We start from the raw sequence: 22,215 nt of genomic DNA, 5'->3' as shown, positions 1-22,215 counted from the left end.
ATCTTGAGTTGCATGATGAAACTCACTGGGCGGCTCGGTGCCGAATTCAGCCTCACCGCCACCGGATCGGGGCGTTGGCACGCCGACGTCGACGATTCCTGGCGCGGCTGGACCGGCCCACACGGCGGCACGCTCGCAGGCCTGCTGATCGAGACCGCGCAGCGGGCGAGCACCCGCGACTACCCGGTGCGCGCCGCCGACGTGCGATTCCTCGGCCGCCCCGCCACCGGCTCGTTCACCCTGAGCGCCACCGAGCACACCGTCGGGCGCAGTACGACGATCCTCGACGTCCTGGCCGCACAGAACGGCGCACCGGTCGCCGCGGCCACCGTCACCCTCGGCGCCACCGCCGCCACCGGGACCGGCGCGCACACCGCCCGCCCCGCGCCGGCTGTCGCCGCACCACAGGACTGCGCGCCGTTCCAGCTCCCGCCCGAGATCGTCCCGGTCGGAGCGCATTTCGTGATCCGGCCCGCCGCGGGTCCGCTGCCGCTCAGCGGTGCGGACGAGGCGATGATGTGCGCCTGGATCGGCCTCGATCCGGCGCTGACGATCGACGCACCGAGCCTGGCCGTGCTCGCCGACGCGCTGCCGCCCGGCCTGTTCCCGCTGCTCACAGCGCCGGTCGCGGTGCCAACCGTCACCTTGTCGCTGCAGCTGCACGCAGACCTCGCCGGGATCGGCGCCGCGCCGGTGCTGGTGCGCGCCGCGAATGTCAGCACCGGGGACGGCTGGTCTGTCGACGACACCGACATCTGGGACCGCGACGGCGTCCTGCTCGCCACCGCCCGCCAAACCCGCCGTGTCCTCGGCTGATCGGGGGTCTGCGCATGAATTCTGTTGCCGCCGAGCGTGCCACCGATCCCCGGGTGGTCCTCGCCGTGGTCTCGACCGGCGTCCTGCTGTCGAGTCTGGACCTGTTCATCGTCAATGTCGCCATGCCCGCCATGGCCGCCGACCTGGGTGCGGGGCTCACCGCGTTGTCCTGGGTGCTCAACCTGTACGCGATCGTGTTCGCCGCCCTGCTGGTTCCCGCCGGTCGCCTCGGTGACCGCAACGGCAATCGCGCGACCTTCCTGGCCGGGCTCGCGGTGTTCGTGCTCGGTTCGGCACTGTGCTCGGTCGCGTGGAATGTGGAGTCGCTCGTCGTTTTCCGCATTGTCCAGGCCGTCGGGTGCGCGTTGCTGACGCCGTCCTCGCTGGCCTTGGTTCTGGCCGCGACGCCACCGGAGCGGCGGGCCGGCGCGGTCCGGCTGTGGGTCGCGTTCGGTGGTCTCGGCGCCGCGCTCGGGCCGGTGATCGGCGGTCTGCTCGTCGAGCTCGATTGGCGCTGGGTGTTTCTGGTGAATGTGCCGATCGGGTTGGTGGCCTTGGTCATCGGTGTGCGCACACTGCCGCGTCCACCCGCCGAGCACGGTCCGCTGCCCGATCTGCTGGGTGCGGTGGCGTTGATCGGTGCGGTCGGGTCGTCCATCCTGGCCGTGGTCCAGGGGCCCGAATGGGGCTGGACGTCGCCCGGTGTCCTGGCCGCGTTCGCGGTCGCCGTCGGCCTCGGCGTGGTGTTCGCCGTGTCCTCGGCGCGCCACCACAGCCCGGTGGTGGATCCCGCGTTGTTACGTGCCCCGAATTTCAGTCTGGCGGCGGCGAATTCGCTCGTGTTCCAGATCGCGTTCGCTGGGATGTTGCTGTCGGTCACGCTGTGGGCGCAGAACGTGTGGGGATGGTCGGCCCTGCAGACCGGCGCGGCGATCGCGCCGGGACCGCTGGTCGTACCGTTCGTGGCCGTCGCCGCGGGCAAACTCATCAACCGCATCGGCAGCGGCCCCGTGATCGCCGCGGGCGGGCTGGCCTTCGGCGGTGGCCTGCTGTGGTGGGCGCGCGCAGCCGAACTCGCGCCGGACTACGTATCCGGCATGCTCGGCGGCATGCTGCTCACCGGCCTCGGCGTCGGCCTGACGCTGCCCACCGCGTTCGCCGCAGGCGCGGGAACCCTTCCCCCGCACCGCTTCGCGACCGGCACCGCGGTGCTGAGCATGGCCCGCCAGCTCGGCCTCGCGGTCGGTGTCGCGATCCTCGTCGCCCTGCTCGGCTCACCCACCACCCCGGCGGCCACTCTCGAGGCCTTCCAGCGCGCCTGGTACGTCACCGCCGCCGTCGCCATCCTGGCGGGCCTCATCGGCCTCGGTATCCGCCCTACGACACCGGCCGTGAAACCGGTCGATCAGCAAGAGCCGGGCCTCGTAGCAACCTGACCCGGCAGCTACCGGTGCTGGGTGATCATGACCTTGTTTTCGTCGGGGTCGGTAGCGGTGATGTAGGTGCCCCACGGTTGGGTGGTCACCTCGCTGACATCGACCCCGGCGGCTGACAGCTGGTCCCTGGTGCTGTGGATATCGTCGCAGGAACGCGCAAAGATCAGATCTGCCGCACCCAGGCGACGAAGAACAAAACCCCCGCCGCGGTGAATCCGACGGCGACGGGAATCAACCACCAGGACCCGGCTCGGCCGAGGACAGTGCGGGTCAACCGGAGTTGAAACCGGCCGAGAAGCGCGACGATACCGAGAAATACGGGGGCTATCACGAGGCTGACCGCCGCGTGGACCAGCCACGCGCCTGCCAGTGTGGGTCCACCCCAGGATGTTTCGTAGTCACTCGCGGCGACCAGGGGATAGGCGAGCCCGCGGACCAGGCCGAGCATGGTGAGCATCATCAGGAACCAGGCGACGATCCCGACCCCGGCCGACAGCACGGAGTGCGACACGCAACGCAGCGCCGAGACCCCCTGCGCGGAGACCGGTTCGTGCAGCAGCCGCCGGGGAACGCGCAATCGGGTGCGGACGGGAGTCAGGGCCAACGGCAGGGCGAGCAGGCCGTACGCGATGGTCCGCCAGATACCGCCGCCCCGGCCGGTCATCGTAGGGAACCCGCTGCGGCGAGGTCGTCGAAGAGGAGCTGGTCGACCGGCGGCACCAGATCCCGGTCGTGGTAGCCGAACCAGGCCAAGGCGTCGATCTCGCTGCTCGCGGTGAGCACACCGCGGTACTCGGCGGTGTAGCACGCCATCCGGACGACGGTGGCGTGGCCGTCGGCGATCGCGGCCTCGTAGGTGCCCACGTGGACGGCGCTGTCGGCGGCCAGGTCGACGGTCAGCTCCTCGGCGACCTCGCGGACCAAGGTCTGCAGGTCGGTTTCGGCGCCTTCCCGTTTGCCGCCGGGAATGAAGAACACGTCCTTGCCCCGGGGTCGGGCGCACAGGATGCGCCCGTCCTCGATCAGTACCCAGGCCACCGTGTCGATCAGCTGCTGTACCGGAGAGTCCACCACGGCCCGCAGCCTATCGCGGTCAGTGACCTGGCAGGACGCAGACGGTATCCAGACCGAGGACCCGGTTGAGGCGGCCGAAGGCGAGCCAGGACCCGATGCTCATGCTCAGCTCGACCAGCTCGGCCTGGGTGTAGTGCTCGAACATCCTGGCCCAGAACTCGTCGTCGAGGCCGTGATGATCGGTGGCGTAGCGTTCGGCGTATTCGGCGGCGAGCCTGGCCCGCTCGTCGAACCGATCGGTGGTGCGCCAGTTCGTCACGGCGTCGGCGAACTCCGGTTCGACCTTCTGCCCGTCGCGTTCGGTGCGCCAGTCCTGACAGAACAGGCACCCGTTGATCTGGGCGATGCGCAGCCGCGCCGCCTCGAACTCACGCAGCCCCAGGGTCGAGTGCTCGTAGACCGACAGCGAGAACGCGGCGGCGGCGACACCGATGCCGGGCACCATCTCGCCCCAGACGTAACCGATCGGGTCCTTGCCCTCGGGAATGTCGATGATCATGGCGATTTCCTTCCGAGTTTGCCGACCGCGGCCCGCAGCGGCACATCGAGTGCGTCGTAGAGTCCCGGTTCGGCGTCGACGAGCCAGTCGATGGCATTGACCAATCGGCCCACCGCCGTGGCGTTTCCGCCCGCGGCCCGGTTGCCGCCTTCGGCGGTGGCCTCGACGCTGACCTCGATGCGAGGCGTGCCCTCGATGATCACCCGGTGCGCGCCGTCGCCGTCCGGAGGCGTCGGCCAGTCCGGCGCGCAACTCGGATGGATGCGGGTGACATGCTCGATCACGATGCGCGGTTCACCGTCGACGATGCCCTGCACCTCGAACCGCACCGCGCCTTGGGTGCCCGCCTCGAACTCACCCATCTGCACCGTCTGCACGGTCGCGTCGAGTGCACGCCGATCCAGGGTCTCGCGGATCTCGTCGAGTTCGACGCCGAGCGCCCTGGCCATCAGCCGAATCTGCCCGCCCCACACCATCGTCGGGACCGACGGCAGCAGCATCGGCGGCTGATAGTCCATCGGCTGACCCATCCCGACCAGATACCGCACCGAGTCGGGTTGGTCGTAGGTGGAGTAGTCGAAGATCTCCTGGCAGCGCACCACATCCACGGTCGTGGCGAGCCCACTGATCAACAGCGGCAGCACATCGTTGCCCCAGCCGGGATCGACTCCGGAGACGAACAGCGAACCACCGCCGGCGGCAATGGCTTCCAGTACCGGGTCGCGGATCTCGGCGGGGGCGTTGACCGGGTCGTAGAGCGCGTAGAGAGCCGGGGTCACGACGACAGCGCCCGCACGGATCGCGCGCACGATGTCGGCGAGCGCGTCATCGGGACGGATGTCGCCGGAGGCCGCGTAGACGACCGCGCGCGGACCCGAAGCGAGCAGGGCGTCGATGTCGGCGGACGCGGGCACCCCTAGTCCGTAGTCGAGTCCGGCGAGTGCACCGGCATCACGGCCGACCTTGTCGGGGTTGTGCACCAGCACCCCCGTGAGTTCCAGCGCCGGATGGGCAGCCACGGCACGGATGGCCGCTCGGCCGACATTGCCGGTGCCCCAGACGATCGTGGGGATCATCGCGCGAGCGTAGCAAGCGCTTGGTTCGGTGTCCGGGATATCTGGAATCCCGGTTCGGGGTCAGCCTTCGCGTACCGTGAGCGCGGTGTCGCCGAGCGCCTCCGCGAGGCGGTCGGCCGCCGCGGACAGCGCTCGTTTCGGGAATCGGCCCGTGCCGAACAGCGAGACGACCACCTCGTCGTCGACCCGGTCCCAGGTCCCGGCGACCCGACCGTCTACCAGCACCAGCGGGGAGATCCAGCCTGCCGTTCTGCTGACCTTGGCGCGGTGCTCGGCGGGCAGTACCGCGGTGTCGGAGGTTCCTGGGCCCAGGATGTACTGGTCGAACGGGCCGAGCAGCTGGATCGTGCCGTCGAGGGTGGCGGTGGCGAGCTCGTCGACGAACTCGGTGGGAAGCCAGCCGGTCCGGCCCTCGACGGTCACCTGGGTCAGCGCATCACCCATCGCCGCGAACCAGCCACGCACGACTGTCTTGCGCAGGCTGTTGCGGCTGAGCCAGGCATCGAACGATTCCGGCGTCCCCGGACCGTAGGCGCCGAGATAGGCGCTGATCAGTGTCGGCGCGGCGGCGTCCGGTTGCGGCACGCCGGTCCAGCCGGGGATCAGGTGCGCCGGACTGGTGAAGGTGATCTTGGTGCCGCGCGCCGGGCCATGGCACAGCGCGCCCTGCCAGGCCAGCGGTTTGAGCACCGCACCCCAGCCGGAGCGCAACTGTTCGCCGAGGTGGGTGAAACCGGGCTCGGCAAGAACGGCTTCGACGAGCTCGTCGCGCGTCAGGACCTGATCGGCGAGAATCTTCGACACCGCGACGACCAAGGCCGCCACCTGATCCGGCGTCGCGCCGAAAGTCTTCTGCCAGGACGGCTTCTCCCACGTCCGGGCCGACCCGATCAGCGACAGTGCCGCCGCGGCCTGCTCGGGCACCATCGCGTGCAGGGTGCCGCGCATCGCCCACGTCTTGACCAGCGAGCCGGCCGTGAGCGCGTCGGCCACCGCGTCCTGCCCGGCGACGCCGCTGCGCAGCGCGACCGCGGTCTCCGCCGCCGAGGCGACCTGCGCCTGCACTCCGGCGAGCCTGGCCGCGACGGCCTCGGCTCCATTCACTGTCGGCTCGGTGACGAACTGCCTGCCCAGCCGCCACGCGAAAACCTGATCCCACCCGACTTCGAGCACGCCCACTCCCCTAGTTCTCCTCGCTGCGTCGCGTGGCAACCCGCCGCAGCGCCGCCCGCAGGCCCGCGAATTCGTCGTCGCTGATCCGGTCGACGAAATGGCTGAGCACGAGATCTGATCGGCCGCCGATGCCCAGCGCCTCGTGCATGAGCTGGGCGCTGTGTTCCTCGCGCGTCATCGTCGGCCAGTAGCGGTAGGCGCGACCGTCGCGCTGTCTGGCCAGCCAGCCCTTGCGGTGCAGGTTGTCCATGGTCGACATGACCGTCGTGTAGGCGATGTCGCGTTCGGCGGCCAGCTCGTCGAACAACTCGCGCACCGTCGTCGAATCCACGTCGCGATCCCAGAGACGGTCCATCAGCACCGCTTCGAGATCCCCGAAACCACGCACCGCCTACCGACTCCCTCATCACCACCGACTGCCTGAAACCGGCTTCACAGTACCGGCACGGTCCAGGTGAGGGGTTACCGCTGGGCAACCGCTCGCGGTATGACATGCGAGGTGGGTGTGGTTGCACCGGCTCGCCGTCTCGCGGAATCATCGGCGAATGCATTGCGCAGGGGTGGCCCGATGACCGAACCCGACCCGTTCGACACCTTCCGGCCGCTGCTGTTCACGATCGCCTACGAGATCCTCGGCAGTGCCGTCGACGCCGAGGATGTCTTGCAGGACAGCTACCTTCGCTGGCGCGACGCGACCGAGGTGACGCATCCGCGCGCCTACCTGGTGCAGATCGTCACCCGTCAGGCGATCAACCATCTGCGGACGGTGCGCCGCCGCCGCGAGGACTACGTCGGCACCTGGCTGCCCGAACCGATCCGCACCACCCCCGACGCCGGGCACGACGTGCTGCTGGCCGAGTCGGTGTCGATGGCCATGTTGCTCGTGCTGGAAACCCTCGGCCCCACCGAGCGGGCGGTGTTCGTGCTGTCGGAGGTGTTCGGCCACGGCCACGGCGAGATCGCGGAGATGATCGACAAGACCGATACCGCCGTCCGTCAGATCGCGCACCGGGCCCGCGCGCACGTCGCGGCCCGTCGCCGTCGGTTCGAACCCGACTCCGCCACCAGCCGTGCGGTGATCGGCCGCTTCCTGCTGGCCGTCGACACCGGTGACGTCGGCGCACCCAGGTGCTCGGCGCCCGCGTCGTCGCTACCGGCGACATCGACCCGGCCGAACTCGCCGATTACGACCTCGTCGGCTTCGGATCGGGCATCTACAACATGAATTTTCACCCGGAGCTGCGCCGGTTCATCACCGCCCTGCCGGTCGCGCACCGCGGCAGCGCGTTCGTGTTCCGCACCAGCGGATTCCCGGAACCACCGTTTCGCCGCTACACCCGCACCCTGACCCGCAGCATCGAGAAGAAGGGCTTCGACGTGGTCGACCTCTTCGGCTGCCGCGGCTTCGATACCTGGCTGCCCCTGCGCCTCGTCGGCGGCATCCGCAAAGGCCACCCCGACGCCACCGACATCGCCGCGGCCCGCGCGTTCGCCGAGAAATTGCGGGCAAGGACCACCGCCACGGCCTGACGGCCGTTTTGGTCGTACCTCGATGCGAACATATGTTCGTGTCCGATTCCGCTGTGCCGCGCCGCCCGCGCATCCAGTCCCGCGCCGAGGCGTCGATCCTGCACGCCGACCTGGATTCCTTCTACGCCTCGGTCGAGCAGCGTGATCAGCCGTGGTTGCGCGGCAAGCCGGTGATCGTGGGCGGCGGGGTCGTGCTGGCCGCGAGCTACGAGGCGAAGGCGTTCGGGATCCGGACGCCGATGAACGCGGGTCAGGCGTTGCGGTTGTGTCCGCACGCGGTGGTCGTCCCGCCGCGGATGTCGGCCTACGCCGAGGCGAGCAAGGCGGTGTTCGCGGTGTTCGGCGACACCACCCCGATCGTGGAGGGGATCTCGATCGACGAGGCGTTCCTCGATGTGAGTGGCTTGCGACGGATCAGGGGCGAGCCGATCGAGATCGCCCGCGCCCTGCGGGCGGAGGTCAGCAGCAAGGTCGGCCTGCCGATCTCGGTCGGTATCGCGCGCAACAAGTTCCTCGCCAAGGTGGCCTCGGCGGTCGCCAAACCCGACGGATTGCGCCTGGTGGAGCCCGGCCGGGAACTGGAGTTCCTGCACCCGTTGCCGGTCGAGCGATTATGGGGTGTCGGCGCCGTCACCGCCGCGACTTTGCACGCCAACGGCATCACCCGGGTAGGGCAGCTGGCCGAACTCGGCGAACCGCACCTGCGTGCCATCCTCGGAGCCGGTGCGGCCCGGCATCTGTTCGCCCTGTCCTGGGCGCGCGATCCCCGGCGCGTCGAGACCGGGAAACGCAGGCGATCGATCGGTGCCCAGCGCGCCCTCGGTCGTCGCCACCGCGAACCCGAGGAGATCGCCGCCTACCTCGACGGCCTCACCGACCGCCTCGGCCGCCGCCTGCGCGCCGCGGACCGGGTGTGCCGCACCGTCATCCTGCGCCTGCGATTCGACGACTTCACCCGCGCGACCCGCTCGCACACGCTGGCGGAAGCGACCGACGCCACCGCGTCCATCCGGCACGCCGCTCGGCTGCTGCTCGACACCGCCCAACCGCTCATCGCCGAACGCGGGATCACCCTGATCGGCTTGTCGCTGACCAATCTCGACGACGCCGACACCATGCAGCTGACCCTGCCGCTGGAGCCCCGCGCCGACAACACCCTCGACGCGACGCTCGACGATCTGCGCCGCCGGTTCGGTTCCGCCGCCATCACGCGCGCGGCACTGCTGAAGAGCGGTGAGGGGCTGTCGGTTCCGCTGCTTCCGGACTGATCGCGATCAGCCGCGGCCGCGTCGACCGGCTGCTCCGTGGGAACCGAAGGCCGCCATCGCCGCCGGGGCGGCCCACCACCGAGGTGCGGTGGGCGCCATGGGATAGTCGGCGCATGCCTTACGCCGTCCTCGGCTTCCTGACCCTCGCCCTGTGGGTGTATTGCCTGGTCGACATCGTCACCAGTCCCGACGACGGGATCCGCCATCTGCCGAAGATGGGATGGGTGCTCGTGGTCGTCCTCGTCCCGACGATCGGCGCCCTGCTGTGGCTGTTCGCCGGCAGGCCGATCACCCCGTCGCGGCCCGCGTCGACCACCCGCTTCAGCGAATACGATCGGCCCGGCCGCGCTGTCGCGACCAACCCCGACGACGACGAAGCGTTCTTGCGCTCGCTGCGCGAACGCGCCGAACAACAGCGTCGCGAAGCCCGCAGGCAGCAGGCCGAGCGCGACGGGGATCAGGCCTGATCACACGAATCGCTTGGGCCGCTTGTCCATCAACCGCAGGATGAGCGGCGTGAAGATCAACTGCATCGCCAGTTCCATCTTCCCGCCCGGCACCACGATGCAGTTCGGCCGCGACATGAACGAATCGTGCAGCATCGACAGCAGATACGGGAAGTCGATCACCTTCGGATCGGCGAACCGGATCACCACGAAACTCTCGTCGGCCGTGGGAATACTGCGCGCGATGAACGGATTCGAGGTGTCCACCGTCGGCACCCGCTGGAAATTCACATAGGTCCGCGAGAACTGCGGACAGATGTATTTCACGTAGTCCGGCATCCGGCGCAGGATCGTATCGATCACCGCCTCGCTGGAATATCCGCGATGGGTCTTGTCCCGGTACACCTTCTGGATCCACTCGAGATTGATGATCGGCACCACACCGACCAGCAGATCGGTGTATCGGGCGACATTGACCGCGTCGGTCACCGCCGCACCGTGCAACCCCTCGTAGAACAGCAGGTCACTGCCGGGCGCCAGATCCTCCCACGACGTGAACGTGCCCGCCGGCTGCCCGTACGGTTTCGCCTCCTCGTCGTCGTGGAGGTATTTGCGCACCTGCCCGACGCCGGACTCACCGTAATCCCGGAACAGCGCCTCCAATTCGGGCAGCAGATTCGCGTCCTCGCCGAAATGCGAGAACGTCGTATTGCGTTGCTGCTCGGCCTCGGCCATCGCGATCTTCATCTCCGAGCGGTCGTAGCGGTGAAACGAATCGCCTTCCACCACGACGGCGCTGATCCCTTCGCGCCGGAAGATCTCCTCGAACGTGCGCGTGACACTGGTCGTTCCCGCACCGGACGAACCGGTGATCGCGACAACGGGATGCTTGACCGACATGGCGACTCCTACTTGCGCTGATCGTGCTTGGCCGGACGGAACAGCGACCGCGAGCCGAACAGCGAGCTGTCGAAACTCGGACCGGCGTCCGGCTCGGAGTGGTAGCGCTCGATGCGCAGCACCTCGTTGCGGGAACCGAAGATGAACGGCACCCGCTGGTGCACCTCGGCCGGCGGCACCTTCATCACCCGGTCGTGCCCGGTGGTCGCCGCACCACCGGCCTGCTCGACGATGAACGCGATCGGATTCGCCCCGTACAACAGCGAAACCCGGCCCGGCCGTGCGGGATTGCGGGTATCGCGGGGATACAGGTACATCCCGCCCCTGGTCAGGATGTGGAAGGTGTCGGCGACCAGCGAGGCGACCCAGCGCATGTTGAAGTCACGTCCCCGCGGCCCGTCCACCCCCTCCAGGCATTCCTGCACATAGCGGCGCACCGGACGTTCCCAGAACCGTTCGTTGGCCGCGTTGATCGCGAAACCCGACGTGTCGTCGGGGATCCGCATATGCGGATGGGTCAGCACGAACGCGCCGATCTCCCGATCGAGAGTGAACCCGTCGACCCCGCTACCGGTGGTGAGCACCAGCATGGTCGCGGGGCCGTAGAGGGTGAACCCGGCGCACACCTGCGCCACACCGGGCTGCAGAAAGTCGGCGTCGCCCGGCTCCGCGGTGCCTGCCAGCACCTCCTGCGGTGCGCGCAGAATGCTGAAAATCGAGCCGACAGGCAGATTCACGTCGATATTGCTCGACCCGTCCAGCGCGTCGAAGGCCAGCAGATACTTGCCGCGCCGCTGAGTCGCGGGCACCGGCAGCGCGGTGGCGCGCTGCTCGGACAGCAACCCCGACAGGTGCCCGGTCCACTGGGTCTGAGCCACCATGATCTCGTCGGTCAACGCGTCGAGCCGCCTGCTCACCGACAGCGGCTCGTCGTCGTCGCGGCCCGATCCGATGATCGCACCGCGCGTCACCTGGTTGGCGATGATCTTGGTCGCCGTGGCCACCACGTTGACCAGCGCCGAGAACTCGCCCGACGAACCGGGATGGCGGTGTTCCTCCTCGATCGTGTAGCGGGTGAGGGTCTTCAATCCGTCGGGCATGGCGTCGCGGCCACCTCCTGCCCCGCGTCGTCGAACACGCTGCTGCCGTAGACATCCCGGTCGCACAGGGTGATCAGGTCGGTCTTCGACAGCGGCCGCGCCGCCTCGACGAGCCGTTTGGCCTGACGCAGCCGGCATCGGTCGATCGCATTGCGCACGCTGCGCGCATTCGAGAACCGCGGCCGGGTCATCCGCACCGTCAGATACTCCGCGAACGCGACGTGCGCGGCCGCGTCGAAGCGGAAGTTCTCCCCCGTCACCATCAATTCGGCGATGCCCATGAGTTCTTCGTGGGTGTAGTCGGCGAACTCGAGATGATGCGCCACCCGCGAGGACAGCCCGGGATTGGCCGAGAAGAAGCGGTCCATCCGATCCGGGTAACCGGCGAAGATGACGACCAGGCTCGCCCGCTCGCTCTCCATCTCCTGCAGCAGGATCTCGATCACCTCCTGCCCGTAATCGCGCTCGTTCTCGGGCCGGAACAGGTAGTACGCCTCGTCGATGAACAGCACACCGCCCGCGGCCTTGGCGATCGCCTCCTTGGTCTTGGGCGCGGTGTGGCCGATGAACTGGCCGACCAGGTCGTCACGGGTCACCGTGTGCACCTTCGGTTTCCGGATGTAGCCCAGCGCGTACAGCATCTGCGCCATCCGCAACGCCACCGTCGTCTTCCCGGTGCCGGGTCCGCCGGTGAAGCTCATGTGCATCGTCGGCCGCGAGGACTCCAGCCCGAAGCGCCGCCGCGCCCGGTCGATCATCAGCAGCGCCGCGATCTCGCGCACCCGTTCCTTCACATTCGCCAGGCCGATCAGCTCCGCGTCGAGCGCGGCCAGCGTTTCGGCCACGTCGTGGCCTGCCAGGTCGAGAGAAAGATCCAACAGCGCGTCCTCGCTCAGCAGTTCCTCGGTCGCGGTGGCGCCCTCGGCGGGCGGGCGCGACGGCCGGGCGTCGGTGACGCCCGGCCGCGGCAACCGGAATCCGCCTGCGGATCCGTCAGCCGCCATACCGCTGTCCCTGCGGACGATCGGTGGCATAGGAGCGCAGGCTGTAGATCTGGCGGCGATCCGAGCCCTCGGCCCGCGCCAGTTCGAAACCGGGCTCCTCGGCGGGGCGCTGCACCAGGAAGCTCAGCGCCGTCGTCTGTTTCGTGTAGGTCGCGTTATAGGCGGTGACCCGCACGTAGTGGCGAGGAAACGTCGCCCGGCAGGCGTTGATCTCGGCCATCACCCCGTCGGGTTCGTCGAGGTCGAACAGCGGCAACCCCCACATCTCCCAGTAGGTGTTGCGTGGGTGCGGATCGTCGGTGTACTCGATCGACACCGGCCAGTTGTTGAGCAGCGCGTAGCGCACCTGCGCCGCGATCTCTTCGTCGGTGAACTCGGGCAGATACGAGAACGTCCCGTGTCGCAGATACATGGTGCTCCCTACAGGCTCGGCGTCGGCACCGCGTCGGGTGCGTCGGTGGACGTGTAATCGAAGGTGACATCACCCCAGGTCGACAGCGCGACCTCGAGCGGACGGCACGTCGAGGCTGCCGTGCGCAGCACGTCGGGCCCCTCCTTGATCAGGTCGCGACCCTCGTTGCGCGCCTTGACCACCGCTTCCAGCGCCACCCGGTTGGCCTCGGCGCCTGCCGCGATCCCCAGCGGATGACCGATGGTGCCGCCACCGAACTGCAGGATCACATCGTCACCGAACAGATCGAGCAGCTGATGCATCTGGCCTGCGTGAATACCGCCCGAGGCCACCGGCATCACCCCGGGCAGGCTCGCCCAGTCCTGGTCGAAGAAGATGCCGTTGCCCAGATCGGTGGGAATGTGGTTCTCGCGCAAGGTGTCGTAGAAACCGCGGGTGGTCGCCGGATCGCCTTCCAATTTGCCCACCACGGTTCCCGCGTGCACATGGTCGACACCGATCAGCCTGCACCATTTCGCCAGCACCCGGAAGCTCACGCCGTGCGTCTTCTGCCGGGTGAACGTCGAATGGCCCGCCCGGTGCAGGTGCAGCAGTACCCCGTTGCGCCGCGCCCACTTCGACATCGACTGCATCGCGGTGTAGCCGACGGTGAGGTCCATCATGATGACCACCGAGCCCAGTTCCTTGGCGAACTCGGCGCGCTCGTACATGTCCTCCATGGTGGCGGCGGTGACGTTGAGGTAGTGGCCTTTGATCTCGCCGGTCTCGGCCATCGCCCGGTTCACGCCCTCCATCGCGAACAGGTAGCGGTCGCGCCAGCGCATGAACGGCTGGGAGTTGATGTTCTCGTCGTCCTTGGTGAAATCCAAGCCGCCTTTGCAGGCCTCGTAGACCACCCGGCCGTAATTGCGTGCCGACAAACCGAGTTTCGGTTTCACCGTCGCGCCCAGCAGTGGCCTGCCGTATTTGTTGAGATATTCACGTTCCATCACCGTGCCGTGCGGCGGGCCCTGGAAGGTCTTGACATAGGCCACCGGAATACGCATGTCCTCGAGCCGCAACGCGAGCAGCGGCTTGAATCCGAAGACATTACCGATGACCGAGGAGGTGAGGTTCGTGATCGACCCTTCCTCGAAAAGATCCAGATCGTAGGCGATGTAGGCGAAGTACTCGCCCGGCCTGCCCGGCACCTCGTCGATCCGGTAACACTTCGCCTGATACTTCGAGTGAGCGGTGAGCCGGTCGGTCCACACAACAGTCCAAGTGGCAGTGGACGATTCGCCCGCCACAGCGGCCGCGGCCTCGATCGGATCGACGCCAGGCTGCGGGGTCACCCGGAACACCGCGAGCACATCGGTATCCGAGGGCACGTAGTCGGGTGCGTAATATCCCATCGACGCGTACGACTGAACACCCGGATCCCAACGATCCCGTTCGGTTTCTTCCGCCATGGTTCCTCCTGTGGAATCGGCTGGGCGCCTATCGAATTCCAGGATGGGGCCCGCGACCGTCACAAACAATGTGAATGTTTCTGGGAACGCTCAACCGAAACGTTGAGTTTGCTACCGTCGGGTAATGGGCAGGGTGAGCGCGGGGCGGATGGAAACCTTCCTCGCGGTGGCCCGGCTGGGCAGCATTCGCCGCGCGGCCGCCCAGCTGCATGTCACCGAGGCGGCGGTGTCGGCCGCGGTCGCCCATGTCGAAAAGCAGCTCGGCGCCAAACTGATCACCCGGTCCGGGCGGGGGATCGCCCTGACCGAGGCGGGCAGGGTCTACGCCGAGTACTGCCGCGGGATCCTCGGCCTCATGAAGGAAGCGCACGCCGCGGTCCGGCAGGCCGAGGCAGGCCGGCTACGGATCGGCGTCGTCGCGACCGCGGGCGAATCGGTGGTGCTGCGGCCGCTGGCCTCGTTTCGTCACCGCTACCCCGATGTGGAACTGAGCCTGTCCATCCAGCCCCGTGACGTGCTGTTTCTCGAACTGCAGCACCACGAGACCGATCTCGTCATCGCGGGCCGCCCCCCACACGCGGCGAACCTGGTCATCCAGGCGCGACGCCCGAGCACCCTCGTCGTCGTCGGCGCCGGCGACACCCACGATCCACGCCACACCACCTGGCTACTGCGCGGCAACGGTTCGGGCACCCGCGAAGCGACACTCGCGCTGATCGACCGTCTCCAAATCGACCCGCCGACGCTGACCCTGGGTTCGCACGGCGCGGTCATCGCTGCCGCGCGCGAGGGGCTCGGTATCACCCTCATCCACTCCGATGCCGTCGGCGAGCACCTGGAATCCGGTGCGCTGCACACGATCGACGTGCCGGGCACCCCCCTCGACCGCGCCTGGCACGCGGTCACGACCCCGACCCCAACCCCGGCGACCCGGCTGTTTCTGGCCCACCTCATCGATCCGCTCGAAACCGGGACAGACGCTTTCCACGCCACGATCGGGCCGTAGCGGGACCGGCTCCGCCCTGGATCGGCCGAGTTGTCGGTGCGTCGTGCCACGATGCCGCGCATGACCCGACATCCGGACGCCGAACATCACCTCGAGCTGTTTCTCGACTACGGCCAGTTCGTCCTGCACGGTGGCGAGGGCGAGGAGGACGCTGAGCTGTCGTTGCTGGAGGCGGCGCTGGTCGAAGGGCCGTCCGCCGGTGACGGGCACACCGTCGTGGTGCGCAGTCCACACCAGAACAACTTCGAGATGCCGCTCGTCGTGCAGGTCTGGGCGACGCGTCCGCCCGCCGATGATGCCGACTGGCAACAGATCAGCGAAGCCCGGCTGCACATCGGCGAATACGGACTGAACATCAGCTCACCGGTGGACACCTGGGAAGCCGCACCGGTTCCGCCGGGCGACTACATCGTCGACATCGCGGGCACCGGGTTCGTCGGGTACGGCTGGCCCGGTACCACCACCCCTGGCGACCATTGGCGGATCCGGTTGTGGCCCGACGACGGGAGCGTTCTGCGGCCGCCACTGATCTGGAATGCTCCCGGGCACGACGTCAATATCGAGGCACCGCCCCTGATCGACTCGGGCATCCGCCTCGATCCCGAGGACCTTGCGCCCCGGCAGGTTCCCCACCTCGAAATCCCCTTCGGCGGGGAGAATCTCGCGACGAACGATCGCTCGGCCGACCAGGCACGTGGGTGGCAGCAGCAGGAACGTGAAGCGTGGGGTGGCGAGCCCATCGCCGCGCTCGCCGACGTCTACTCTGCTCGCGATCTCGCCGGCTACGACCGAGCGCTCGCCGAGTCGATCGCCGAGATGCCTGCCGATCGGCTCCGAAAGCTGAGCGAGTACTGCGCGCTGCGCGCCTACGAATTCGCCGGGCTCAGCGAGCGTCCGTGGGTGCGTCCCGCGCTCGCGGCACTGCGCTCCGGGGAACCGTTCCCCGAGCCGTTCCGGGATTCCGATGCCGCCTTCGCCCGGCTCGACGAAGACCAATACGGCCCTGACGCAGGCCGGTTCCAGGCCGTCGCCCGGGAACGCGCCGACAGACCCGCGCGTCGACCGAATCCCTACGACCGCGGCACCATCAGCCGACCGCACTTCGCCGTCAACACCCTGTTCCATGCCCGCCACGCCGATCCCCTGCAGGGCGCGCTGTCGGCGCTCAACGAAGCCGCGATCACCTTCGGCGACCAGGTCGAGCTGCTGTTCACCGGCATCCGCGCCGAATTCGGGCTGCCGCCGCGTCGCTGACCGCGACACCGTGGACGCTCACCCGTGCCGCGGGTACGGTCGTCGCCAGGGGGCTGATTCATCGTCTGTACGCAATCGAACGAAGGGGTGGGATATGTCGACCGAAGTGAAACTGTCCGGGGACGCGCTGGAACTGCCGGGCGGCGTGCGGGTGACCTTCATCCGCACCCTGCGACTGCCCGAGACGGGCACCTATCCACTGCCGCCCGGTCTCGGTACGTTCCCGCTGCGCCGGGTCGCCGACTACCCCGACACCGTGCCCGCCGAATGGCGCAAGCGCGGCGGCGTGATGCTGCCGGTCTACCAGCGTGAAGCCATGTGGCTGCGATTCTCCGCCACCACCCCCGCCGCGCTGAAGGTCGGTGTCGGCAAGGTCTGCGCGGTGTCGGGCAAGCCCTGGAGCGACACCCTCGGCAAGGATCCGCAGAACTACCTCGCGCTACCCCAACAGCCGTGGATGGACGGCATCAACTCCGGTGACGGCACGGTCCGCCAGTTCGTCGCGGTGCCGCTCGGACTCGGTGCGACCGTCGAGGGCCAGGTGACGGGCACCGAGCAATGGGGTGGTGTGCAGCTCGCCGTCCACGGGCTCACCGATGCCGCACTGGAGACCTGGAACGCCGCCGAACGCGCCAGGCGGCAACGCATGCCCGCCGCACCCACCGCACCGTGGCTCGCCGAGGAGATGGTCTACGGCGCAGCGCCGGCCGCACCGCACTACGTCGCCCCGGTCGCCTACTCCGCTCCCGGCAGTGCCCCGGCTCCCGGCGCCGCGCCCACCGGCTCGCCGCGTGCACGAGGAGCTCGCCCCGCCGCCAGGAAGATGGGTCTCGGCGCGGGCGGAACCATGCGCCAGGAAATCTTCGCCGACAAGCGCCCGATCGAGGACTACCACCCCGACGCCGACGGGCGTGTCTTCGTCCATCTCGCTTCCGCCGCCGAATGGCAGCAGATCACCGGCGAACCGGCACCGCCTACTCCGATCACCGCCCAGGCCTACGCCCAGCACAACCTGCCCTGGTTCGACTACTACGCCGCCGACGCCGACGACCTCCCGCCATCGACCGAACTCGCGGAGGTGAAACCCACCGGCGACTGGCTCGCCGACGAACACCCGAATCCGCCCATCGAACAGCCACTTCCGGTGATCCCCCTGGGCGACAAGAAAGTCCAGGACGGCGACTGGTAACCCGTGGGAGCCTGCGGTGGACTACCTTGCCCCGCAGGCCAACCGGCTGATCCGGCGAACCTGCCACGCGGCAGGCCCGCGCGGACGTACGATCCGTGCGTGGCCGAATCGAATGGTTCCACCCCGCTGCGAGTACTGGTCTACAGCAACGATGCCGACACCAGGCAACAGGTGATCCTGGCGCTGGGCCGTAAGCCGCGTGCCGATCTACCGGAGCTCGACTTCTTCGAGGTCGCCACCGCGCCGGTGGTCATCGAGCAGATGGATGCGGGCGGGATCGATCTGGCGATCCTCGACGGGGAATCCGCGCCCGCGGGTGGCCTCGGTATCGCCAAGCAACTCAAGGACGAGATCGAGGAGTGCCCGCCGGTGGTCGTGCTGACCGGCAGGCCCGACGACGCCTGGCTGGCGAACTGGTCGCGCGCCGAGGCGGCGGTGTCGCACCCGATCGACCCCATGCAGCTGACCCGCGCGGTGACCGGCATCCTGCTCGCCCGCTGATCGGCGGCAATCGGGCATCGTCCCGATCCCTCGGATAGTCCGAGTCGCACTGTTCTGTCCATCACCACTGGTAACACCAGTGGTTGTTCGTCGTGCGCGTATCCGGGATTACCCCCGGATCGCTCATGAATCGCGGTACCGAAATCGATCAAACCCCGCCCCGGAAACGCGCGGCGGACCACCGAAACGGCGGTAGTCTGTGCTCTAGCTCACACGAGCGCGGGCTCCTGTATAACGCTCCGCCATCGCTGCACAGCCTTGCGCGAGCCCCGTATCGGCGGACAACGTTGTCGGCCCCGTCTCGCCAAAGCTGCCGTCCGCGGCCGGGCCACACGGCTCGACCTGCTCCAGCGAGGAGGGGAAAGCAGTCGTGAATATCGAGGTGCCCGCGCTCGTACTCGGCGCCATCGCTGCCGCGTTCGCGGTGTTCTCCGTCATCATGGCGGCGCTGATCGGCCCGAAGCGCTACAACAGGGCCAAGCTGGAACCCTACGAATGCGGCATCGAGCCGACACCGCACGCCATCGCGGGCGGCCCGGGAAACGCCACGGGACAGCGCTTTCCGGTGAAGTACTACCTCACCGCGATGTTGTTCATCATCTTCGACATCGAGATCGTGTTCCTCTACCCGTGGGCCGTGCATTTCGATGCGCTCGGGCTCTTCGGGCTCGCCGCGATGGCGTTGTTCATCGTCAATGTGTCGGTCGCCTACGCCTACGAGTGGCGGCGCGGCGGCCTGAGCTGGGAATGAGTGGGAAATAATGGGTCTCGAAGAGAAACTGCCCAGCGGGTTCCTGCTGAGCACCGTCGAGGATTTCGCCGGCTACCTGCGTAAGGGCTCGGTCTGGCCCGCGACGTTCGGGTTGGCCTGCTGCGCGATCGAGATGATGGCCACCGGCGCAGGGCGATTCGACATCGCCCGCTTCGGCATGGAGGCGTTCCGCGCCTCCCCCCGCCAGGCCGATCTGATGATCGTCGCGGGGCGGGTCAGCCAGAAGATGGCACCGGTGCTGCGCCAGGTCTACGACCAGATGACCGAACCCAAATGGGTACTGGCCATGGGCGTCTGCGCGTCCTCGGGCGGCATGTTCAACAACTACGCGATCGTGCAGGGTGTCGACCACGTCGTCCCGGTCGACATCTACCTGCCCGGCTGCCCGCCCCGCCCGGAGATGCTGCTCAACGCGATCCTCGCGCTGCACGCCAAGATCGCCGAGACACCGATGGGCGTCAACCGCGAGGAAGCGATCCGCGCCGCCGAACAGGCCGCGCTGGCCAGCACGCCGACCATCCGGATGGAGGGCCTGCTGCGATGACGTTCGACGCTCCCGACAACACCGACAGCAATGCGGGACAGGACATTCCGGAGGAAGCCTCCACCGCGCCCCCGCCGCCGGCGCCACCCGAGGACGAGGTGATCGGCACCCGACGCGGCATGTTCGGCGTCACCGGTACCGGGGACACCTCCGGATACGGCGGCCTGGTCACCCCCGTCGCCCTGCCCGCGGGCACCCCACCGCCCTATGGTGGCTGGTTCGACGCGTTCGTCGGCACCCTGCGCGCCGCGCTGACCAACCGGGTGATCGCCTTCGACACCGTGATCGAGAAGATCGTCGTCTTCCGCGACGAGATCACCCTGCACGTGCGGCGCGAGCATCTGGTCGCCGTCGCGAGCGCGCTGCGCGACGACACCTCGCTGCGCTTCGAACTGTGCCTCGGCGTCAACGGCGTCCACTATCCCGACGACGAAGGCCGCGAACTGCACGCGGTCTATCACCTGATGTCGATCACGCACAACCGGCGGGTGCGGCTGGAAGTGTCGGCCCCCGATGCCGATCCGCACATTCCCTCGCTGTTCGCGGTGTATCCGACCACCGACTGGCACGAACGCGAGACCTACGACTTCTTCGGCATCCTCTTCGACGGGCATCCCTCGCTGACCCGCATCACCATGCCCGACGACTGGCGCGGCCATCCGCAGCGCAAGGACTACCCGCTCGGCGGGATCCCGGTGGAGTACAAGGGCGCGCGGATACCGCCGCCCGACGAGCGGAGGACCTACAGCTGATGACCGACACCGATTTCCGCCGCGACGAACCACAGATAGTCACCGTCGCAGGCCAGGACTGGGACCAGGTCAGCGAGGTGCTCGAGGGTGGGGGCGAAGAACGCATCGTCGTCAACATGGGCCCGCAGCACCCGTCGACGCACGGCGTGCTGCGCCTGATCCTCGAGATCGAAGGCGAGACCGTCACCGAAGCCCGCTGCGGCATCGGCTACCTGCACACCGGCATCGAGAAGAACCTGGAATTCCGCCCCTGGATCCAGGGCGTCACCTTCGTGACCCGGATGGACTACCTGTCCCCCTTCTTCAACGAAACCGCCTACTGCCTGGGCGTGGAGAAGCTGCTCGACATCACCGAGCAGATCCCCGAACGGGCCACCGTCGTGCGCGTCATGCTGATGGAGCTCAACCGGATCTCCTCGCATCTGGTCGCGCTGGCGACCGGCGGCATGGAACTGGGCGCGCTCACCCCGATGCTGTTCGGTTTCCGGGAACGCGAACTCATCCTCGACGTGTTCGAGACCATCACCGGCCTGCGGATGAACCACGCGTTCATCCGTCCCGGCGGACTCGCCCAGGACCTGCCCGACGACGGCGTCACCAAAGTCCGCGAACTCCTCGAGATCATGCCGGGCCGGCTGCGCGACATGGAGCATCTGCTCAGCGCCAACCCGATCTGGAAGAAGCGCACCCAGGACATCGGCTACCTCGACCTCACCGGCTGCATGGCGCTCGGCATCACCGGCCCGGTCCTGCGTGCCACCGGCCTGCCCCACGATCTGCGCAAGTCGGCGCCCTACTGCGGTTACGAGAACTACGAATTCGACATCCCGACGACCACCGGCTGCGACTGCTACGGCCGCTACCTGATCCGGGTCGCCGAGATGACCGAATCGCTCAAGATCGTCGAGCAGTGTCTCGACCGGCTGCGGCCCGGTCCGGTCATGGTCGACGACAAGAAGATCGCCTGGCCCGCCGACCTGAAGCTCGGCCCCGACGGACTGGGCAACTCACCGAAATACATCGGCAAGATCATGGGCACCTCGATGGAATCGCTGATCCATCACTTCAAGCTCGTCACCGAGGGCATGCGTGTGCCCGCGGGACAGGTGTATACGGCGGTGGAGTCACCGCGCGGTGAGCTGGGCGTGCACATGGTCAGCGACGGCAGCACCCGGCCGTACCGGGTGCACTACCGCGATCCCTCGTTCACCAATCTGCAGGCGGTGGCCGCGATGTGCGAGGGCGGCATGGTCGCCGACGTCATCGCCTCGGTCGCCAGCATCGACCCCGTCATGGGCGGAGTGGACCGATGAAGATAGAGCTCAAGCTCACCAGCAGGCCGGAGCCGTACCAGCCGCATGTGCGGCAGCGACTCGAAGTCGACGCCAAGGAGATCATCGCCCGCTACCCGCACCCCCGCTCGGCGCTGCTGCCGCTGCTGCACCTGGTGCAGGCCGAGGACGGTTATGTCACCGGCACCGGGATCGACTTCTGCGCGGATCAACTCGGCCTCACCGGCGCCGAGGTAACCGCCGTCGCCACCTTCTACTCGATGTACCGGCGCACCCCGACCGGCGACTACCACGTCGGCGTCTGCACCAACACCCTCTGCGCGGTCCTCGGCGGCGACGCGATCTATGAAGCGCTGCAACAACATCTGGGCGTCGGACACGGCGAGACCACCGCCGACGGCGCCATCACCCTCGAGCACATCGAGTGCAATGCCGCCTGCGACTACGCGCCGGTAATGATGGTGAACTGGGAATTCTTCGACAACCAGACCCCGGAATCGGCGCGGGCGATCACCGATGCCCTGCGAGCGGGCCATCAGGTACGCCCGACTCGGGGCGCGCCCCTGTGCACCTTCCGCGAGACCGCGCGCATCCTCGCCGGCTTCCCGGACGAACGCCCCGGCGCACTCGACGGAGCTCCGGGCGAGGCCACCCTGGCCGGGTTGCACGTCGCGGAAAACGGTGTGGCAGAAGATGATTCCGCCGGACAGGGGGCCTGAG

At 68.2% G+C, this 22,215-nt stretch carries 26 protein-coding genes and 1 pseudogene; 15 read left to right on the top strand and 12 right to left on the bottom strand.

Features of this window, described 5'->3' with window-relative positions; genetic code table 11:
• Window positions 1–816, top strand: an 816-nt coding sequence (locus tag ACFWF2_RS08485) for a thioesterase family protein (protein WP_379305990.1), incomplete at its 5' end; no start/stop codon positions are given.
• 14 nt (window positions 817–830) lie between these two features.
• Window positions 831–2,252: an MFS transporter gene (locus ACFWF2_RS08480; RefSeq protein ID WP_379305988.1), complete on the top strand. Its 1,422-nt coding sequence runs from the start codon at window positions 831–833 to the stop codon at window positions 2,250–2,252.
• An 8-nt stretch (window positions 2,253–2,260) separates the two neighbouring features.
• Here the strand turns inward: ACFWF2_RS08480 and ACFWF2_RS08475 are convergent, their stop codons facing one another.
• From ACFWF2_RS08475 to ACFWF2_RS08445, 7 genes are read right to left on the bottom strand one after another with little or no spacing between them, the layout of a single operon-like run.
• Window positions 2,261–2,491, bottom strand: coding sequence for a VOC family protein (locus tag ACFWF2_RS08475; RefSeq protein WP_379305986.1), 231 nt, complete (start codon window positions 2,489–2,491; stop codon window positions 2,261–2,263).
• A complete protein-coding gene (locus tag ACFWF2_RS08470; protein WP_379305984.1) occupies window positions 2,416–2,916 on the bottom strand; it encodes a hypothetical protein in 501 nt (166 codons plus the stop codon). Before ACFWF2_RS08470 ends, ACFWF2_RS08475 begins: the two co-directional genes overlap by 76 nt.
• The gene (locus ACFWF2_RS08465; RefSeq protein WP_379305982.1) at window positions 2,913–3,326 is read right to left on the bottom strand and encodes an NUDIX domain-containing protein; all 414 of its coding nucleotides are present in this window, start codon (window positions 3,324–3,326) and stop codon (window positions 2,913–2,915) included. The genes ACFWF2_RS08470 and ACFWF2_RS08465 overlap by 4 nt, the downstream gene beginning before the upstream one ends.
• Before the next feature lie 19 nt (window positions 3,327–3,345).
• Window positions 3,346–3,825 (bottom strand): carboxymuconolactone decarboxylase family protein, encoded by a 480-nt coding sequence (locus tag ACFWF2_RS08460; protein WP_189028763.1) that lies wholly within the window; start codon window positions 3,823–3,825, stop codon window positions 3,346–3,348.
• Window positions 3,822–4,901 (bottom strand): dihydrodipicolinate reductase, encoded by a 1,080-nt coding sequence (locus tag ACFWF2_RS08455; RefSeq protein WP_379305980.1) that lies wholly within the window; start codon window positions 4,899–4,901, stop codon window positions 3,822–3,824. Before ACFWF2_RS08455 ends, ACFWF2_RS08460 begins: the two co-directional genes overlap by 4 nt.
• 60 nt (window positions 4,902–4,961) lie before the next feature.
• Window positions 4,962–6,074, bottom strand: a complete 1,113-nt coding sequence (locus tag ACFWF2_RS08450) for a winged helix DNA-binding domain-containing protein (protein ID WP_379305978.1) — start codon at window positions 6,072–6,074, stop codon at window positions 4,962–4,964.
• Between the two features lie 10 nt (window positions 6,075–6,084).
• Window positions 6,085–6,462: a BlaI/MecI/CopY family transcriptional regulator gene (locus ACFWF2_RS08445; protein ID WP_379085899.1), complete on the bottom strand. Its 378-nt coding sequence runs from the start codon at window positions 6,460–6,462 to the stop codon at window positions 6,085–6,087.
• A gap of 180 nt (window positions 6,463–6,642) precedes the next feature.
• On the opposite strand from ACFWF2_RS08445, the pseudogene ACFWF2_RS08440 reads away from it, so the two are divergent.
• The 4 genes and pseudogenes from ACFWF2_RS08440 to ACFWF2_RS08425 form a co-directional block, all read left to right on the top strand.
• Window positions 6,643–7,191 (top strand): annotated as a pseudogene (locus ACFWF2_RS08440) (sigma-70 family RNA polymerase sigma factor); the annotation flags it as partial.
• A 104-nt stretch (window positions 7,192–7,295) separates the two neighbouring features.
• A complete protein-coding gene (locus ACFWF2_RS08435; protein WP_379305975.1) occupies window positions 7,296–7,604 on the top strand; it encodes a flavodoxin in 309 nt (102 codons plus the stop codon).
• Between the two features lie 32 nt (window positions 7,605–7,636).
• Complete coding sequence (gene dinB, locus ACFWF2_RS08430; RefSeq protein ID WP_379305973.1) at window positions 7,637–8,872, top strand: DNA polymerase IV; 1,236 nt, start codon at window positions 7,637–7,639, stop codon at window positions 8,870–8,872.
• A 113-nt stretch (window positions 8,873–8,985) separates the two neighbouring features.
• The gene (locus tag ACFWF2_RS08425; protein ID WP_379305971.1) at window positions 8,986–9,339 is read left to right on the top strand and encodes a PLD nuclease N-terminal domain-containing protein; all 354 of its coding nucleotides are present in this window, start codon (window positions 8,986–8,988) and stop codon (window positions 9,337–9,339) included.
• Here ACFWF2_RS08425 and ACFWF2_RS08420 read toward each other — a convergent pair whose 3' ends face one another.
• Genes ACFWF2_RS08420 through ACFWF2_RS08400 form a run of 5 tightly spaced genes read right to left on the bottom strand, consistent with a single transcriptional unit; the run spans window position 9,340 to window position 14,185 of the window.
• Window positions 9,340–10,218: a phosphoribulokinase gene (locus ACFWF2_RS08420; protein ID WP_379305969.1), complete on the bottom strand. Its 879-nt coding sequence runs from the start codon at window positions 10,216–10,218 to the stop codon at window positions 9,340–9,342.
• Between the two features lie 8 nt (window positions 10,219–10,226).
• A complete protein-coding gene (locus tag ACFWF2_RS08415; RefSeq protein ID WP_379305967.1) occupies window positions 10,227–11,318 on the bottom strand; it encodes a class 1 fructose-bisphosphatase in 1,092 nt (363 codons plus the stop codon).
• Complete coding sequence (locus tag ACFWF2_RS08410; RefSeq protein ID WP_379305965.1) at window positions 11,303–12,322, bottom strand: AAA family ATPase; 1,020 nt, start codon at window positions 12,320–12,322, stop codon at window positions 11,303–11,305. Before ACFWF2_RS08410 ends, ACFWF2_RS08415 begins: the two co-directional genes overlap by 16 nt.
• Entirely contained in the window at window positions 12,312–12,734 is a 423-nt protein-coding gene (locus ACFWF2_RS08405; RefSeq protein WP_379305963.1) for a ribulose bisphosphate carboxylase small subunit, read from the bottom strand. Before ACFWF2_RS08405 ends, ACFWF2_RS08410 begins: the two co-directional genes overlap by 11 nt.
• 8 nt (window positions 12,735–12,742) lie before the next feature.
• Window positions 12,743–14,185 carry a form I ribulose bisphosphate carboxylase large subunit gene (locus ACFWF2_RS08400; RefSeq protein ID WP_379305961.1) on the bottom strand — a complete coding sequence of 481 codons (1,443 nt, stop codon included), beginning with the start codon at window positions 14,183–14,185 and terminating at the stop codon, window positions 12,743–12,745.
• Window positions 14,186–14,309: 124 nt separating this feature from the next.
• Here ACFWF2_RS08400 and ACFWF2_RS08395 point away from each other — a divergent pair, with 124 nt between their 5' ends.
• The 9 genes from ACFWF2_RS08395 (at window position 14,310) to nuoE (ending at window position 22,214) form a co-directional block, all read left to right on the top strand.
• Entirely contained in the window at window positions 14,310–15,191 is an 882-nt protein-coding gene (locus ACFWF2_RS08395) for a LysR family transcriptional regulator (protein WP_379305959.1), read from the top strand.
• Between the two features lie 60 nt (window positions 15,192–15,251).
• Complete coding sequence (locus ACFWF2_RS08390) at window positions 15,252–16,445, top strand: hypothetical protein (protein WP_379305957.1); 1,194 nt, start codon at window positions 15,252–15,254, stop codon at window positions 16,443–16,445.
• Window positions 16,446–16,539: 94 nt separating this feature from the next.
• Window positions 16,540–17,634 (top strand): hypothetical protein, encoded by a 1,095-nt coding sequence (locus ACFWF2_RS08385; protein WP_379305955.1) that lies wholly within the window; start codon window positions 16,540–16,542, stop codon window positions 17,632–17,634.
• Between the two features lie 99 nt (window positions 17,635–17,733).
• The gene (locus tag ACFWF2_RS08380) at window positions 17,734–18,135 is read left to right on the top strand and encodes a hypothetical protein (RefSeq protein WP_379305953.1); all 402 of its coding nucleotides are present in this window, start codon (window positions 17,734–17,736) and stop codon (window positions 18,133–18,135) included.
• 370 nt (window positions 18,136–18,505) lie between these two features.
• Window positions 18,506–18,886: an NADH-quinone oxidoreductase subunit A gene (locus tag ACFWF2_RS08375; protein WP_189028737.1), complete on the top strand. Its 381-nt coding sequence runs from the start codon at window positions 18,506–18,508 to the stop codon at window positions 18,884–18,886.
• Between the two features lie 10 nt (window positions 18,887–18,896).
• Window positions 18,897–19,451, top strand: coding sequence for a NuoB/complex I 20 kDa subunit family protein (locus tag ACFWF2_RS08370; RefSeq protein WP_379305951.1), 555 nt, complete (start codon window positions 18,897–18,899; stop codon window positions 19,449–19,451).
• A complete protein-coding gene (locus ACFWF2_RS08365; RefSeq protein WP_379305949.1) occupies window positions 19,448–20,203 on the top strand; it encodes an NADH-quinone oxidoreductase subunit C in 756 nt (251 codons plus the stop codon). Before ACFWF2_RS08370 ends, ACFWF2_RS08365 begins: the two co-directional genes overlap by 4 nt.
• Window positions 20,203–21,516: an NADH dehydrogenase (quinone) subunit D gene (gene nuoD / locus ACFWF2_RS08360; protein WP_379305947.1), complete on the top strand. Its 1,314-nt coding sequence runs from the start codon at window positions 20,203–20,205 to the stop codon at window positions 21,514–21,516. The genes ACFWF2_RS08365 and nuoD overlap by 1 nt, the downstream gene beginning before the upstream one ends.
• Window positions 21,513–22,214, top strand: a complete 702-nt coding sequence (gene nuoE / locus ACFWF2_RS08355; protein WP_379305945.1) for an NADH-quinone oxidoreductase subunit NuoE — start codon at window positions 21,513–21,515, stop codon at window positions 22,212–22,214. The genes nuoD and nuoE overlap by 4 nt, the downstream gene beginning before the upstream one ends.
• Window position 22,215: the final 1 nt, after the last annotated feature.

Origin of the sequence: Nocardia sp. NPDC060259 (genome assembly GCF_042728775.1) — a bacterium.
In the GTDB taxonomy this organism is placed as follows: domain Bacteria; phylum Actinomycetota; class Actinomycetes; order Mycobacteriales; family Mycobacteriaceae; genus Nocardia.
This window is presented reverse-complemented; position numbering and strand designations above follow the sequence as displayed.